This is a genomic window from Lysobacterales bacterium (assembly GCA_016703225.1).
In the GTDB taxonomy this organism is placed as follows: Bacteria; Pseudomonadota; Gammaproteobacteria; order Xanthomonadales; family Ahniellaceae; genus JADKHK01.
In genome coordinates, this window is the sequence record JADJCM010000003.1 from 25,508 (window position 1) to 42,013 (window position 16,506).

Genomic DNA, 16,506 nt, shown 5'->3' on the forward strand with positions numbered 1-16,506 from the left:
CGGCGCTTTTTCTGGCCGAGCGCGCCGCGGCCGCAGCTTCAGCCCTTGCGGAACGGCCAGCGCAGCTTGGTCAGCAGGCCCTTCTGCTTGTCGTCGATGGTCGGTTGCGAGTCGGTGCGCCGCTGGCGCGGTGACCATTCGATGCGGCCCACGGCCTCATAGGCGTTGACCATGTCGAACACTGCTTCCATGCGCACCTTGGCGGTCGCCGAGATCTCGTTCAGGCGCAGCGGATGGTCCATCGCTGCGGCGATCAGGCCGTGCGTGCGGTAGCCGGGTTCGATGAACACCTGTTCCTTCAGGCGGTAGGTGCCGCCGGGGTCGAGGTGCGCGGCCAGGCGACCGTTGGACTGCAGCAGCGCGTGCAACCAGCGCAGGTGCCAGTATGGCCGCGATGGTGCCGAGGATCGTGCCTGGTGGAGGTCGGCGGTGGTCAGTTTCTTCCAGGCCGAGCGCTGCAGTTTGCCCTGACAGTACGGCTCAAGCGCGGAGAGGCTGGCGTCGGCGTGGAAGACTTCGTTTTTCGGGTCGAACGTGAGCACCGGGGCGTCGCCGATCTGAATCTGCGCCGGGCCGCCGAGTACCCCGGCGTCGAAGAAGAACGGCAGTTCCCCGTCATAGCGTTCGGCCGCACCGCCGATCAGCGGGGAATTGGTGTGCAGCGACCCCTCCCGGGCACTGCCGACCCCGGCCTGCAGGTCGCCGCGATCCACCGCCTTGCTTTCGGCACGACGGTTGCTCGCGCCCACCGGCGCGACGCCGAGGCCATCGACAGTCGCGTCTTCGAGCTTGAACTGACGGAAATCCGGCTGCTTCTGCTGCTCCTTCTCGCGCTTGATCACGACTTCCAGGCCTTCTGCTGCGGCGACGCCGAGCAATGCCGCCTTGGCCTGTTCGCGGCGCTCGTTGAAGCTGTCGCTGAGGGCGCCCTGCCACGACGCCGGTGCGCTGGCAGCCGGGGCCTGGGGTTCGTAGAAGTTCTCGTCGACATGGGTGATGCCGGCGCTCGCCTGTCGTGGCGCCGCGGCCACCTCGATGACGCGGGCCAGTTGCTCGGCATCGAGCGGGTGGCGCAACACCAGTTCGTCCTCGGCCTTGACGTCGGCCTCGAGCAGCACCGCATAGCGCACTCCTGCGGACTCGGCACGCACCCGCGCGGCTTCGCCGATCAGCACGGTCGGATCGACGATGACCAGGTCGGCTCCATCCTCGTTGCCCCAGGACCACTTGGTCGCAGACTTGGCGGACACCTTGCGCAACAGCAGGCGCAGGAACGCGGTGGTCTCCTCGGAAACCCCGACGGCAGCGATGGTCTTGGACATGGGCATGCGCGGATGGTGCGGCCACGTGGCTTCCAACGCAAGCGGTCCGTGAAGCCCATCACGCTCCAGCGGCGCTGGCTATTTCACGCGCATGCCCGGCTGCGCGCCGGAATCGGGGCTCAGCAGGAAGGGTCCGCCGCGTTCGTCCGAGGCGGCGAGCACCATGCCTTCGCTCAGGCCGAACTTCATCTTGCGCGGGGCGAGATTGGCGACCATGACGGTCAGGCGGCCGACCAGCGTGGCGGGGTCGTAAGCGCTCTTGATGCCGGCGAACACCTGTCGCTGTTCGGCTCCGAGGTCGAGTTTCATGCGCAGCAGCTTGTCCGCCTCTGGCACCGCCTCGGCCTCGACGATGCGCGCGATGCGCAGGTCGATCTTGCCGAAATCGTCGATCGAGATCGGTCCCGCCGGCGACGCTGCTTCGGCTTTCTTCTCGGCTGCCTTGGCGGACGCGGGCTTTGCGGCCTCCAGCGTGCCCTTGCTGGCCTCGACCATGGCCTCGATCGCCTTGGCATCGACGCGGGTCATCAGCGGCTGGTACGGCGCAAGCTTTGTTCCCTCCACAACCGTGATGCCATCGCGGAAGGGCGTCTCAGGCGCGGCTTCGTTGAATAGTTCCGCGACGTGGCGAGCTACCGACGGCAGAATCGGGGCGAGTGCAATCGTGATCGCTCGGAAGGTGTTCAGACCAGCGGTCAGTACTGCGTGTAGGTCATCGCGGCGGCCGGCGTCTTTCGCCAACGCCCAAGGCGCCTGTTGCGCGATGAACTCGTTTGCTGTGTCGGCGACGCGCATCAGCTCAGCGACAACGCGGCCAAAATTGCGCGAAGCGTAGTGCCTGATCGCAAGTTCGACTTGAGTCTTGGAGGACGACCACTGGAAGATCGCCTGCTGCTGGCAATCGCTCAGCACTTCTCCTGGCACCGGTGTAACGATCCGCCCGAGCGTGTTGTCGAAATGCGTCTCCAGCAACTTGGCACAGCGGCTGGCGATGTTGACGAATTTGCCGACCAGGTCGGCATTCACGCGCGCGGCGAAGTCCTCAAGATTCAGGTCGAGGTCCTCGACACCGGCACCGGTCTTGCCGGCGAAGTAGTAGCGCAGGTACTCGGGATTGAGGTGATCGAGATAGGTGCGCGCCTGGATGAAGGTGCCGCGCGACTTCGACATCTTGGCGCCGTTGACGGTCAGGTAACCGTTCACGTGCAGGCGCGTCGGCGTGCGTTGGCCGGAGCCGTGCAACATCGCCGGCCAGAACAGGCCGTGGAAGTTGATGATGTCCTTGCCGATGAAGTGGTGCATCTCGGTCTTGCTGTCCGGCGTCAGGAAGCCCTCGTAGACCAGACCGTGGTGGTTGCAGTAGGCCTTGAAACTCGCGAGGTAGCCGATCGGCGCATCGAGCCAGACATAGAAGAACTTGCCCGGCGCGTCCGGAATCGGGAAGCCAAAATAGGGCGCGTCGCGCGAGATGTCCCACTCGCGCAGGCCGCCGTCCAGCCATTCGCCGAGTTTGGCCTTGACCGAGCTGTGCGCGACATCGTGCGATAGCCACTCGCGCAGCAGGCCCTCGAACTTGTGCAATTCGAAGAAGTAGTGCTCGGACTCGCGCAGCACCGGGGTGGCGCCGGACATCACCGAGCGCGGGTTCTTGAGATCGGTCGCCGCATAGGTGGCCGCGCAGTGCTCGCAGTTGTCGCCGTACTGGTCGGGCGTGCCGCATTTTGGGCACTCGCCCTTGACGTAGCGGTCGGGCAGGAACATGTCCTTGACCGGGTCGTACAACTGCTCGATCGTGCGCCTGGCGATGAAGCCGCCTTCGCGCAATGTCAGGTACATCGCGGTGGCGATCTCGCGGTTCTCGTCCGAATGCGTCGAGTGGTACTGATCGAATGCCACCTCGAAACTCTTGAAGTCGCGCTCGTGGCTGTCCTGGATTGCCTGGATGAAGGCCTCCGGCGCCAGCCCGGCTTTTTCGGCGGCCAGCATGATCGGCGTGCCGTGGGCGTCGTCGGCGCAGACGAAGTGCGCCGTATCGCCCAGCAGGCGCTGTGCGCGTACCCAGATGTCGGCCTGGATGTAGCCGACCAGATGGCCGATGTGCAGCGGCCCATTGGCATAGGGCAGGGCGGTGGTGACGAGCAGGGTCTTGTGCGACGACATGGGGTTCTCGGTCTTCCCTTCTCCCGCCGGGAGAAGGTGGCGCGCAGCGCCGGATGAGGGAGCTTGGGCCGGCAATGATGCCACGTCGACCCCCAGCCCCTAAACTCCGCGGTCCCGAAATCAAGGTCGTGCCCATGTCCCACGCCAAATCCACCGCCGAAGCCCTGCTCGCCTCAATCTCCGACCCGCACACCGGCCAGAACCTGGTCGCGTCCGGCATCGTCAAGGCCGTGGGTGCCGACGCGGATCGTGTCGTCGTCGATCTGGTCGTGCCCTATCCGGCCGCTTCCTGGCTGGGCGAACTGTCGGCGCAGGTCAAGCGCACGCTCGAAGCCGACGCTGCGATTTCGCTGGCGACGGTCTCGGTGTCAAGTCGCGTGTTCTCGCACAAGGTGCAGAACGACCTGACGCCGCTGCCGAACATCAAGAACATCATCGCCGTCGCCTCCGGCAAGGGCGGCGTCGGCAAGTCGACCACCGCCGCGAATCTCGCGCTGGCGCTGGCGGCGGAGGGGGCGAGCGTCGGCATCCTGGACGCCGACATCTATGGGCCGAGCCAGCCGCGCATGATGGGCGTTTCCGGCAAGCCGGATTCGCTGGATGGCAAGCACATCGAGCCGAAGATCGCGCACGGTGTGCAGGTGATGTCGATTGGCCTGCTGATCGAGGAGGACACGCCGATGATCTGGCGCGGACCCATGGTGACGCAGGCGCTGACGCAGCTGCTGTCGGACACCAACTGGCAGGACCTCGATTATCTGGTCATCGACCTGCCGCCCGGCACCGGCGACATTCAGCTCACGCTTTGCCAGAAGGTGCCGGTCGCGGGCGCGGTGATCGTCACCACGCCGCAGGACATCGCCCTGCTCGATGCGAAGAAGGCGCTGAAGATGTTCGAGAAGGTCAACGTGCCGGTGCTCGGCATCGTCGAGAACATGGCCATTCACGTCTGTTCGAAGTGTGGCCACGCCGAACACATCTTCGGCGAAGGCGGTGGCGCCAGCATGAGCGCGCAATACGGCGTGCCGCTGCTCGGTTCCTTGGCGCTCGACATCCACATTCGCGAACAGGCCGACGGCGGTACCCCGACCGTCGTCGCCATGCCCGACTCCGACGCCGCCAAGCGCTATCTCAACATCGCCCGCAACACCGCCGCCCGGCTCTCGCTGCAGGCGCGCAACAAGAAGATCGGCATTCCGAGCATGGTTGTTCAGAGCAATTGAGGGCTGCGGCGGGTGTGCGCCGCGTTGCGATGCGCACCGATGTGGCGTCGTCGCGGGCGGGCGGTGCGCCTCGCTTTGCTCGGCACACCCTACTCACACCCTATGTACGCGCTGCGGTCCGGCGTAGGGTGAGCACCGCGAAGCGGTGCGCACCGTGGCCGAGTGGTCATGGCCGTGTGGTCGTGGTTACGGCAACACGATCCGCTTCAGCCCAAGCTTGTCGGCCTCGGCTTCGACGCGGGCGAGTTCGATGCCGCCGAGCGCGTCGATCGCGGCTTCGCGTTGCGCGAGTTCGGTGAGCAGTTCCTCGGCGCGGTCGAGCATCGACTGGGTCGGACGGTGATCGGAATCGCCGATCCACGAGTACAGCGGCGCGAGTTGTGAGTAGAGCTTGGCGCCGCCGCCGCGGCCGCTGAGGATGTCGTAGTTCACGATCGCTTCGGGATTGTGCAGGTTGCCTTCGATGGCATCGACGCGCTCGCGCGCAGCCTGGATTGCGGTCCGCAGCTCGTCGGCGTTCGCGGTCTTGCCGACGTGCCTGGCAAACACGTCGAGTTGCTCGCGCACCGCGCGCACGCGGTCGATCGAGAGCGACAGGCGAGTGAGTGCGTCGCGGGTACGGATCGCGAGCGCGTGATTGGCGCGCAGGTCCTCCGCACTCGCTGGCGAGCGCGGGTCGGCGCGGAGTTCGAGTGTCGTGGTCGCGGTTTGGCCGTCGGCTGCGAGTTCCAGCGTGTAGCGGCCAGGCAGGGCCAGCGGCCCGGTTTCGGGATCGCCCATGTCGGCCTTGAACGCGATGCGCCGCGCGCCCTCCTCGCGCAGGTCCCACTGCACGAGGTTGAGCCCGGCAGTGACATCGAAGTCCGCTTCCGGCGGGCCCCAGGGTTCGTCCGGATCGTCTTCGGGATACTTGCCGGGCTTCTTCTCGCTGCTCAGCGTGCGCACGATGTGGCCTTCGGCGTCGCGGATGGTCAGAGTCACGACCTGCTTGAGTTTGGCCTTGAGCCAGACATGGAGCAGCGCGCCCTCGTATTCTTCATCGACGGTGCCATTCGCCATCTCGCTCCAGCTGCCGTCCTCGCGGAAGCGGTACGCGGGTCGCGTCGCGAACAGGTGCACCGGCTTGGTGCGCAGCGCGTCGTCGAGCGCGCGCAGGGTGGAAACCTGCTCCAGCGCCCATAGCCCGCGACCGCGAGTGCCGATCACCAGATCGCCGTGTTTGATCTCCATGTCGGTCACCGTCACCGGCGGCAGGTTGAGTTTCAGCTCGCTGAAGTTCGCACCGCCATCGCGCGAATACCAGACGCCGCGTTCCGTTCCGAGAAACACGAAACGCGAGTCCGCGGGATCGACGCGCACCGAGTACAGCGGCAGGTCGTCGGGCAGGCCCTTGCCCAACTGCTGCCAGTTCTTGCCGAAGTCGCGGGTCAGGAACAGGTAAGGCCGGTGGTCGTCGAGCCGGTAGCGATGCGCGACAAACCACATCGTGCCGGCGTCGCTGCGCGAAACCTCGATGCCCTCGACCGTCGCCCACTCTGGCAGCGCCTTCGGGGTCACGTTCGACCAGTTCGCGCCGTCGTCGCGCGAGACGTGCACCAGGCCATCGTCGCTGCCGACCCAGAGCAGCCCGCGTTGCAGCGGCGATTCGGCGATCGAGAAGATCGTGCCATGGACCTCGACGCCGGTGTTGTCGCCGGTGATCGGGCCGCCCGACCACTGTTGCTTGCTCTTGTCGTTGCGCGTCAGGTCGGGGCTGATCGCGCTCCAGGTCTGGCCCTGGTCGCGGGTGCGAAACAGCACGTTGCCACCGTGGTAGAGACCACCGTCGCGGTGCGGCGAAGCGTGTGCCGGCGCGGTCCACTGGAAGCGATACGGGTGCTTTTCCGGCGCGATGCCGGAGCCGTTGTAGTGCGACACCGAGATGTTGCGGTATTGCCCCGTGCCCTCGACATAGTGCGACAGGTAGCCCATGTACTCGCCGGCGTAGACGTGGCCGGGTCGGAACGGGTCGTAGACGAAATCCGCCGCTTCGCCACCGCCCGCGTATAGCCATTCACCGACCGCGTGCGGTCCGCGCAGGCTGCGCGAGGGGCCGCTGACCGTGCCCCAGTCCTGCATGGTGCCGCCGACGTGGTAGGGCACGCGGTCGTCGACGTCGATGTTGTAGAACTGCGCGATCGGCAGCAGCGGATGCGTCCAGGTCTGGCCGCCGTCGAGCGACACGTCGATGCCGCCGTCGTTGCCGTCGATCATGCGCAGCGGATTGCGCGGGTCGATCCATACATCGTGGTGGTCGCCATGGTGCGTGCCATCGATCTGGACGACGCTCTTGCCGCCATCCTTCGAGCGCAGCAGCGGCACCTGCGGGAACCACACCGTGTCGGCGTTGGTCGGGTCCACGGTCATGGTCATGTAGTACCAGGCGCGCTGGGTCAGGATGTGGTGGTCGTTGACGCGCTTCCATTCGCCACCGCCGTCGTCGGAACGGAACAGACCGCCGCCCTCCGCTTCGATCAGCGCGTAGATGCGACCCGGCTGGCTGGGCGCGAACGCAATCCCGACCTTGCCGACGACGCCCTTCGGAATCGTGTCGTGCTCGACCTTCTCGAAGCTGGCGCCGCCATCGCTGGAACGGAACAGGCCACCGCCCGCGCCACCGCTCTGCGCCGACCACGGCGTGCGCCGCATCGCCCACATGCCGGCATAGACGATGCGCGGATTGTGCGGATCGATGGCGACATCCGAGGCGCCGGTGTCGGCGTCGACCTTGAGCACCTGCGACCACTGCTTGCCGCCATCAAGCGTGCGATAGACGCCGCGCTGTGGTCCGGGTCCGAACGGCGAACCGAGCACGGCGGCGAAGGCGATGTCGGGGTTGGTCGGATGCACCGCGATCGTGCCGATCTGGGCTTTGAGCTTGAGCACGTGCTCCCAGGTCGCGCCGGCATCGGTCGAGCGCCAGATGCCATGGCCAGCCGCGACATTGCCGCGCGGATTGCCCTCGCCGCCGCCGACGTAGATCACGTTCGGGTCGCTGGTCGCAACCGCGATCGAGCCAATCGACTGCGAAGACTGGTCATCGAAGATCGGTTCCCAGTCGATGCCGTTGTTGCCGGATTTCCACACGCCGCCCTGTGCCGCGGCGGCGTAGAAGATCGTCGTGCTGGGGACACCGGTCACGCGCGTCATGCGTCCCCCGACCAGCGGCCCGAGCGATCGGAACGCGAGGGCGCCGTAGGGCTTCTCGGCACCGTCTTCCTTGGCGGACTTCGCCGCCAGCGGCAGGGCCAGGACAGCCGCAAGCATCAATATCAGCGAACGCAACGGGCGCATGGCGAACTCCGGCAACAGGGTCCGCCGACGCTAGCGAGCCCGCGCGCGCGCTGTCAAAACGAACCGGCCCGGCAACAACACCCCCAGCCCCGAAGGGGCGAAACAATCAGGAGCCCGGGGTGCAGCCCCGGGTCGAGACCGCGCCACCCAAATTCCGAGCCCCGAAGGGGCGACACAACTCCGAAAACGCACACCACCACCACCATCACCACCACCCGGGGCTGCACCCCGGGCTCCTGATTGTGTCGCCCCTTTGGGGCTGGTGGTGATCAATCCCAGACGTGGCGTGCGTCGAAGGCAACTTGATGGCGTTCGAGCAGGCCACGGTATTCGGCGCGGAAGTCGGCGCGGCGATGATGTTCGCGTTGGCTCGCGATGTATGCGCAGACACGGCGGATGTTCGACGACGACACCGCGAACACGCCATAACCGGCTTGCCATGCAAAAGACCCGAACTCATCACCCTGCGTCTTCAACCAACGTGATGAAGCCGATTTCACCGCTTCAACGGCATCGCATACCGGCATCGTCCGACTCAACTCGAACAGCACATGGACGTGGTCTTCGATCGACCCGACTGCGACCAGCGGACACCCGATCTTCGCGAACACGCCGGTCATGTAGGCGTGCAGCGGATCGCGCACTGCATCGTGCAGCCACGCCTCGCGGTGTTTCGTGCTGAACACCAGATGCAGATGCAACTTCGCCAAGGCTTGCGGCACGCGACCTCCCAGCCCCGCAGGGGCGGCACAACACGAGCCCGGGGTGCAGCCCCGGGATGGAGGAACAAGATCCTGCCGCGATCTCCGCCCGTCCGCGATCGTCGTCGTCTGATTCGCACATCGGAGAATTCGCAATTTGCAGACCGTCATCCGCCAAGGCCCTCGGTCCTCAGCTACGCCGGGCGGGTTGCTTCAAGCGACGCGCATCGGCACGATCGAGCGCATTGCGACTGCGCCATGACGCGGCAACGCGCAGAGGACACCCCCATGCACCCGATCCACATCCAGCAAGCCCCCGACACCAGCGAACTCGGCCTGCGCTTTCCGGACACGCGCTGCGTCAACTGCGGCACGCATCAAGGCCTGAGCGAGGGCGTGCTGGAATTGCGCCAGACGACTTACCTGTTGGTCGCCGGCACCGAGTTGCTGCTGCGCTTCCCGGTGGTCAGTTGCGAACGCTGCGCACCGACGCTGGCGCGGCGAGCGCTGTCGCTGCCGCAGCGTCTGTTCCTCGGCGCGCTCAGCATCGCGACCGTGCTGACCTTCGTATTCATGGCGGTCGCACTCGATCTCGACATGCCGGCCTGGCTCAAGTCGCACTGGTTTGCCGCCTCGGTGCTCGGTGGCGGCATCCCTGCCTGGCTGTGGTTTGAACGCCACCGCCCGGAGCATCCGCAGACCAGCCACTACCAACCGATCCGCCTCAAGCGCCTCAAGCGCACCTTCTTTGGCGGCCGCATCGATCGCATGGTGCTCGGCTTCACCCACCCGGACGTGCTGCGTGAATTCACCGCACTGAACCGGCCACTGATCGATGCGGGGGTGTTGGGGGCGGAGCGGGCGTAGGCTGCGGCGGCGTTGAGTGCAAGGATCTGCGCCTGTACGTTTCCTTGTGCCGCTTTTCAGGCCAATCTCCGGCACACTCTCCGTCCACAAGCCCGGCCCGATCAGGAGTTCTGAAGATAATGCTTCCCTCACGCGCTGCATCGAAGAAATCGGGTGGCCTCGCGCGCATCGAGTACCTCAAGGTGCAGAACTTCCGCGCGCTGCGTGATGTCGAGTTCAAGGAACTGACTCCGTTGACGGTACTGCTGGGGCCCAACGGTAGCGGCAAGTCCACCGTATTCGATGTGTTCGCGTTTCTGGCCGAGTGTTTCGAGTTGGGATTGCGCAAGGCTTGGGACAAGCGGGGGCGAGCCAAGGAGCTGAAGACCCGCGGCGGGGTAGGGCCGTTGTCGGTGGAGATCAAGTACCGCGAGCCAGGCTTTCCGCTGATTACCTACCACTTGGCGGTGGACGAGCGCGCGGGCGTGCCTGTCGTCGTCGAGGAATGGCTGCGCTGGACGCGTGGCAGCGGTGGCAAGCCGTTCCGCTTCCTGGACTATCGGGAAGGCGTCGGGCAGGCGGTGAGCGGCGAACTGCCGGATGCACAGGACCGACGCGTGGACATTCCCCTCAACTCCCCGGACTTGCTGGCGGTGAATGCCCTCGGGCAGTTTGCCGAGCATCCGCGGGTCGCAGCATTGCGAGAATTCATCACTGGGTGGCACGTTTCCTATCTCGCGGCGGAAAGCACTCGAGGTCAGCCGCAAGCTGGGCCGGAAGAACACTTGAGCAGGAGCGGCGACAATTTGGCGAACGTCGTCCAGTTTCTGGCGGAACGGCACGAAGAGCGTCTGATGCAGATCTTCGATGCGCTTCGCCGTCGGGTTCCGCGCGTCGAACGCGTGCTGGCCGACCCCATGCCTGATGGCCGTTTGCTGCTGCAGATCAAGGACGCGCCTTTTGACAACCCGGTACTTGCTCGGTTCGCGTCGGATGGGACACTCAAGATGCTGGCGTATCTGGTGCTCCTGCATGATCCGACGCCGCCTCCGTTCATCGGCATTGAGGAACCCGAGAACCTGCTGCACCCGCGCTTGCTTCCGGAGCTGGCAGAAGAGTGCCGTGCCGCCGCCGAGCGCACGCAGTTGATCGTCACAACACACTCCCCGTTCTTTCTCAATGCACTGCGGCCGGAGGAAGTACGGGTGTTGTGGCGTGACGAAGCAGGGTACACACAGGCGATGCGGGCGAGCGACTTGCCCGGCGTTTCAGCATTCGTCGAGCACGGTGCGCTACTGGGCCACCTTTGGATGGAAGGGCATTTTGGCGTAGGCGATCCGTTGGTGAACCAGGGAGCGCCGGCACGGCAAGTCGGTCGCGGGAGCATCGCAGCGGCCGGAGAGCGATGACCATGCCAGGTGCAGAGCATTTGGTGTTCCTCGTGGAGGAGCCGTCGATGGAGTCGTTCCTGCGCGGGCTGTTGCCGCGCGTCATTCCCCGTGGCGTCAGCTTCGACGCCCACCCCTTCGGCGGAAAGGACGACTTGATGGCGAAGCTGGAAGCGCGCCTTCGTGGTTACGCCAGTTGGCTTCCGGCCAATTGGCGGATCTTCGTCATCGTGGACAGGGACGACGACGACTGCCGGTTGCTCAAGGCGAGGATGGATCGGATCGCGCAAGGTGCGGGCCTGCGCACAGGTTCGCGGTTGCGCGCATCGGATCGTGTGGAATGGCAGTTGGTCAGCCGCATCGCGATCGAGGAGCTGGAGGCTTGGTACTTCGGCGACTGGGACGCGGTGCGGGCCGCCTATCCGCGGGTTCCCAAAGGCATCCAGCGAAAGCATGCCTATCGCGATCCCGATGCCATTTCAGGTGGGACTTGGCAGGCCTTCGAGCGCGTGATGCAACGTTCCGGGTACTTCAGTGCCGGGCTTCGGAAGATCGAGCTCGCATCGGAAATGGGCCTCCGGATCGACCCGTCCCGGAACCGGTCAGCCAGTTTCGCCGCGCTTCACTCGGTCTTGGCAGATGCTGTGGCCTAGCATGTCGTCCACATGGGCGCCGCGGTTGGCCGCTGTCTCCTGTCCGCCTCAGCCACCGACGCGCCCGCCAAACCAGCGCGGCAGATGCGCTTGCGCCTGGTGCAGGGAATCGAGCACGGCGTGGGCGCGGTGACGGTGTTCGGGCGAGGCAGCGACGAGGTCCGGGACCAGGACCACGTGCATGCCGGCGGCGTGCGCGGCGTGCAGTCCGTGCGGGCTGTCCTCGAAGGCGAGGCAACGCACGGGGTCGATGCCGATGCGTTCGGCGGCGAGCAGGAACACGCCGGGATCGGGCTTGCTGCGTTCGACTTCGTCGCCGCCGGCGATCGCGCTGAAGGCGTCACGCAAGGCGACACGCTCAAGCCGGCGTTGCACTTCGCTGATGCGCGTCGACGACGCCACCGCCAGCGGGATACCGGCCGCCTGCAGCGCCGCGACCAGTTCGCGCGCGCCGGGACGCAGGGGGAAAGCGGGCGCATGGGTGTCCTCGGCGCGGATGCGTTCGCTGGCGGCACTGCGCAATTCGCGCACGCGCGCCTCGCTGCCGAGCACGTCACGCAGGATGGCATTCGATTCGGTGGCGCCGAGCCCGACCATGCGCACGAAGTCGGCTTCCGGCAGCACCACGCCGAACTCGGTCGCGACCTCGGTCCAGACGCGCAGCAGCACGCGCTCGGAGTCGATCAGCAGACCGTCCATGTCGAAGATCGCGGCGGCAAACGCTGGCACGGCGGGTCCGGAACGGGAAAGTTGCCGCCATCGTAACCGTGTGCGGCGCTGGCGTCGCCGCCGGCGGCCATGCCGGCAACCTCGTTAGTGGACATCGGCGCGCGGCGCCGCGCACCTGTCAGAAACGACAGGTGTGCGGCTTCTCGGTTTTGGAGTGCAATCAATTCCCGAAAGCGGCTGGGGGTGGCCATGGACACGGAGTTCGGAACGCGTATTGGAGCCAGGGAACGCCGCCGCACACCGGCCTGGAAGCCCGGATCGATGGAGCCGCCGCTGGCGGTCGCCGGGCTCGGTCTGTTGCCGCACGAGCAGTCGGCCTTGCGCATCGCTCTGTTGGCGCTGGAGGGCCAGACCCATGTCCCGGTGCGTATCGGCGAGGTCGATGGCGCAGATGTCGTGGTAGTCGCCGCCGGAGCGCTGCGCGACAACCGCTTCAATGCCGGGCTGCGCGGCCGCTGCGTCATCGTCTATCGCCACGAGGCCGATCCGCCGGCACGCGCCGACGACATCGTGATCAACGCGCCGGTGCGCGTGGCGCAACTGGGAGAGGCATTGAACGCCGCCTTCGACCGCCTCGGTGCGGCGATCCGCACCGAACCGTCGCGGCCGCTGGCGGCAGACGATGTGGCGAGCGTGGCGCCAGTGCAGTCGGGCACTCTGGCGCACGCGCTGCAGCGCATCTTTGCGCAGCCGCACCATCACGACGCGCATGTGCGTGTGGTCGGCTTCGGATCGCTGTCGGTGCTGACGCACCGCGGCCGCTATCTGGCCGACTTCGAGCCGTCGCGCTTGCGCGTCGCGATGCGTTGCCGGCGCTACATCCTCAGCGGCAACTGTGATGCCGCCCGAGCGCTGCGCGACAGCGAACTGCGGCCGCTGCAGGAGTTGCGCTGGCTTGCGGCGCTCGAGGGTCACGATTCCGCGCAGACGCGCTTGCCGACACGATTCCGTCTGCTGCGTTGGCCGGACTTCAGTCTGCTGCCGCACGACCACGAGCATGTGACGCTGGCGGCGCTGCTGTCCGGGCAGGCACTGGATCTCGATAGCGCCTGTCGGCTTTGCGACGCAGATCGTTCCGTAGTAGGGGCATTTCTCGAGGCTTGCCAGGCGCTCGGCCACCTGGTGGCCGCCGATGCCGCGGTGCCGTTGCCGTCGGGCGCGCTTGCACCAAGCGAGCGTCGACTGGGTTTCATGGAGCGCTGGCTGGGTCCATTCGCATCCTGAGTTGCTCCGTAACGGGTTCCTGTGCTGCGCGACGATTCGCTAGCATGGGCCATGACCCCGCATTGGCTCCGCTTGCCGGAAATTGTGCTGTTGGCCACGATGGCCGTGCCGGCAGCGTCCGCACTCGATCTCCGCCAGTCCGCTGCGCAATACCGGGCGAGTAGTTGGGGTGTCGCCAGCGGCTTGCCACACGCCAGCATCAGTGCGCTGTTCCAGGATCGCGATGGCTATCTGTGGGTCGGCACCTACCAAGGCGCGGCGCGCTTCGACGGCGTTCGCTTCGTGGCGCTGTCCGAACTGGCCGCTGGTGAGGCGCCGACCGACATGATCGAGACCATCGCTCAGACTCCGGACGGCGCGCTCTGGTTCGGCGGTCGCTACCGTGGCTTGACCCGACTCGATGGCAGCGGGCGGCTGCAGCGCTTTCGCGCCGGCGGCGGCCTGCCGTCGGATTCGGTCACCGTGCTGCGCCTGCATCCGCAGGGGGGCTTGTGGCTCGGTACCGGCGCCGGCCTGTTCCATGCGCGCTTCGATGGCGCCAACAGCGAATTGCGCGAGGAATTGCCGCAGGTGGTGTGGGCGCTGGCGCAGGACCGCCTCGGGCGCTGGTGGGCCGGCAGCGAAAGCGGTTTCTGGCGGCGCGAGCGTGATGGCTGGATGTCGGCGTCGAGCGATCCGCAATTGCTGCGCGCGCACGTCTGGAGCCTGGCCTTCGACGCCAGCGGCAACGGCTATGGCGGATTTCGCGGGGGCGCTGCGATCGCGCGCGGCGACAGCTTCGAGCCGTGGGCGATGGCCGATCCGTGGCCGAGTTCGGTGGTGCGGGCGGTGCTGCCTGATGCCGATGGTGCGATCTGGCTGGCGACCGCCGGCGGTGGTCTGGCACGCGTGCGTGGCGGCAGCTTTGAGCGCTTTACCCGGCGCAACGGGCTGGCGTCGGACGTGGTCTGGGAAGCAACCATGGACCGCGAGGGCAACCTCTGGGCCGGCACCGCGGCAGGGCTGACGCGCATCGGCGACTCCTTGGTGCAGACCTACGGCGCCGCCGAAGACCTGCCGCAGGGCCTGGCTTGGACCGTGGTGCCGCGCCGCGCCGGCGGCTGGTGGTTGGGATTCAACGGCGGCGGACTGGTCGCCTTCGAACACGGTCACCGCATCGACCTGCCGCTGCCGCGCGATGCACCCCCCGGCAGCGGTGTGGTGCAGACGGTGCTCGATCGCGGTGATGTGCAATGGCTTGGTACCGCTGGCGGACTGGTGCGGCGCAGCGCCGACGGCGCGCTGGAGACGGTGCCGGAGCTGCGCGGCTTGCGCATCCAGGCGCTGGTCGAAGGCGGCGACGGCAGCCTGCTGGTGGGCACTCAGAACGGGTTGGTGCGCTGGCGCGAAGGCCAGTTGACCGCGATCGAACTGCCCGGCGCAGCGCATCCGGCCATCTCCCGGCTGCGCAGCGATGGCCCCGGTCGCTGGCTGGTCGCCGCCGTCGAGGCCGGGGTGTATCAACTCGACGGCAACCAGGCGCAGCGCCTCAGCGACGGCGAGGGACAGCCGATTCGCGACGCGGTGCGCGCGCCCGACGGTCGCGTCTGGGTCGCCGGCATCGGCTTGCATGTGCTCGAAGACGGCCGCTTGCGCGCGATCGAGCCGATCAACCGGCAGCTGCTGGCGCAGTTCCATGCCATCGAGTTCGATGCCCATGGACGGCTGTGGACATCGAGCAATGCCGGCGTGTTGCGCGTCGAGGTGGCGGCGCTGGCGCGCCATCTCGACGGCGGCGACCCCGAGCTCGACTACACCCTGTTCGGCGAGGCTGAAGGCATGCGCAGCAGCGAGTGCAATGGCGGCACCCAGCACCCGCTGGCGCTGGCCGACGACGGTGCGGTCTGGGTCGCGACCACCGAGGGCGTAGTGCGCATCGCCGGCGACGCGTTGCCCGAGCGCGCGCCGCTGCCGCAGCCGCGCATCGAGCGCGTGCTGGTCGATGGCGTGTCGCAGGTAGCGAGCCCGGGCCTCGCGTTGGCCGCGGGCACGCGCCAGATCGGCATCGACTACACCGCGCTGCGCCTCTCCGACGCCGAGCGCCTGCGCTTTCGTTATCGGTTGCTGCCGTCGCTGCCGCGCTTCAGCGAAGTCGGCGCGCGGCGCGGGGTCGCTTTCGATGCGCTCGCGCCCGGAAGTTACCGTTTCGAAGTGGCTGTCTCGACCCCGACCGAGCCCTGGAGCGCAGCGGTCGCGCTCGATTTCAGCGTGCGGCCGCACTGGTGGCAGCGCGCTGACGTGCGCCTGCTCGCGGTGCTGGCGATGCTGGCGCTGGCCGCGGCGCTGCCGCTTTGGCGGCTGCGCGCGCTGCGTCATCGCGAGCGCGCGCTGGAAGCCCTGGTGCGCGTGCGCACGCACGATCTCGAACAGGCCAATGCCGCGCTGGCGCAGGCGGCGAGCAACGATTTCCTGACCGGTCTGCCGAACCGGCGCGCGTTCGCGCACCAGCTCGACGCCGCCTTTGCGGACTCACCACGCAGCGCCGTGGCGATGCTCGACATCGACCACTTCAAGGCCTACAACGACAGCGTCGGCCATCTCGCCGGCGACGACTGCCTGGCGCGCTTCGGCGCCGAACTCGCCGCCTGCGCGAAGCAGTTCGGGGTCTTCGCGGCGCGCATCGGCGGTGAGGAGTTTGCCGTGTTGTTCCGCGCCGACGCGGTCGATCGGGCCGACGCCTTCCTCGACGCCTTCGCTGCCCGCGTGCGTACCCTGGCGTTGCCGCATCCGGCCTCGAGCTGCGCGGCGGTGGTCACCTTCAGCGCCGGCCTCGCCGTGCGCGTCGCAGCGGAAACTCGACCGCAGGATCTCATCGGTCGCGCCGACGCGGCGCTGTACCGTGCCAAGGCCGCCGGTCGCAACCGCTGGCAGCGCGCCGACTGAGCGGC

General features: G+C 67.1%; 11 protein-coding genes. 6 read left to right on the top strand and 5 right to left on the bottom strand.

All coding sequences use genetic code 11. The features are described from left to right. Positions 1 to 38: 38 nt before the first annotated feature. Together IPG63_13280 and metG are read right to left on the bottom strand one after the other, a co-directional pair. Positions 39 to 1,322, bottom strand: a complete 1,284-nt coding sequence (locus IPG63_13280; protein ID MBK6728208.1) for a hypothetical protein — start codon at positions 1,320 to 1,322, stop codon at positions 39 to 41. 78 nt (positions 1,323 to 1,400) lie between these two features. Then, positions 1,401 to 3,482 carry a methionine--tRNA ligase gene (gene metG / locus IPG63_13285; GenBank protein MBK6728209.1) on the bottom strand — a complete coding sequence of 694 codons (2,082 nt, stop codon included), beginning with the start codon at positions 3,480 to 3,482 and terminating at the stop codon, positions 1,401 to 1,403. Between the two features lie 134 nt (positions 3,483 to 3,616). Here metG and apbC point away from each other — a divergent pair, with 134 nt between their 5' ends. After that, positions 3,617 to 4,705 carry an iron-sulfur cluster carrier protein ApbC gene (gene apbC / locus IPG63_13290; protein ID MBK6728210.1) on the top strand — a complete coding sequence of 363 codons (1,089 nt, stop codon included), beginning with the start codon at positions 3,617 to 3,619 and terminating at the stop codon, positions 4,703 to 4,705. A gap of 186 nt (positions 4,706 to 4,891) precedes the next feature. Here apbC and IPG63_13295 read toward each other — a convergent pair whose 3' ends face one another. Next, entirely contained in the window at positions 4,892 to 8,038 is a 3,147-nt protein-coding gene (locus tag IPG63_13295) for a glycosyl hydrolase (GenBank protein ID MBK6728211.1), read from the bottom strand. Between the two features lie 269 nt (positions 8,039 to 8,307). Then, positions 8,308 to 8,760 carry an IS200/IS605 family transposase gene (gene tnpA, locus IPG63_13300; protein ID MBK6728212.1) on the bottom strand — a complete coding sequence of 151 codons (453 nt, stop codon included), beginning with the start codon at positions 8,758 to 8,760 and terminating at the stop codon, positions 8,308 to 8,310. A gap of 267 nt (positions 8,761 to 9,027) precedes the next feature. Here tnpA and IPG63_13305 point away from each other — a divergent pair, with 267 nt between their 5' ends. From IPG63_13305 to IPG63_13315, 3 genes are all read left to right on the top strand, one after another. Beyond that, positions 9,028 to 9,606, top strand: coding sequence for a hypothetical protein (locus IPG63_13305; GenBank protein MBK6728213.1), 579 nt, complete (start codon positions 9,028 to 9,030; stop codon positions 9,604 to 9,606). A 119-nt stretch (positions 9,607 to 9,725) separates the two neighbouring features. Beyond that, entirely contained in the window at positions 9,726 to 10,994 is a 1,269-nt protein-coding gene (locus IPG63_13310; GenBank protein ID MBK6728214.1) for an AAA family ATPase, read from the top strand. A 2-nt stretch (positions 10,995 to 10,996) separates the two neighbouring features. Beyond that, the gene (locus tag IPG63_13315; protein ID MBK6728215.1) at positions 10,997 to 11,626 is read left to right on the top strand and encodes a DUF4276 family protein; all 630 of its coding nucleotides are present in this window, start codon (positions 10,997 to 10,999) and stop codon (positions 11,624 to 11,626) included. Positions 11,627 to 11,674: 48 nt separating this feature from the next. Here IPG63_13315 and IPG63_13320 read toward each other — a convergent pair whose 3' ends face one another. Next, positions 11,675 to 12,325 carry an HAD family phosphatase gene (locus tag IPG63_13320; GenBank protein ID MBK6728216.1) on the bottom strand — a complete coding sequence of 217 codons (651 nt, stop codon included), beginning with the start codon at positions 12,323 to 12,325 and terminating at the stop codon, positions 11,675 to 11,677. A gap of 291 nt (positions 12,326 to 12,616) precedes the next feature. Here IPG63_13320 and IPG63_13325 point away from each other — a divergent pair, with 291 nt between their 5' ends. Both IPG63_13325 and IPG63_13330 read left to right on the top strand, forming a co-directional pair. Beyond that, the gene (locus IPG63_13325) at positions 12,617 to 13,579 is read left to right on the top strand and encodes a hypothetical protein (GenBank protein MBK6728217.1); all 963 of its coding nucleotides are present in this window, start codon (positions 12,617 to 12,619) and stop codon (positions 13,577 to 13,579) included. 51 nt (positions 13,580 to 13,630) lie between these two features. Further along, on the top strand, positions 13,631 to 16,501 hold the full coding sequence (locus tag IPG63_13330; protein MBK6728218.1) for a diguanylate cyclase: 2,871 nt from the start codon (positions 13,631 to 13,633) through the stop codon (positions 16,499 to 16,501). Positions 16,502 to 16,506: the final 5 nt, after the last annotated feature.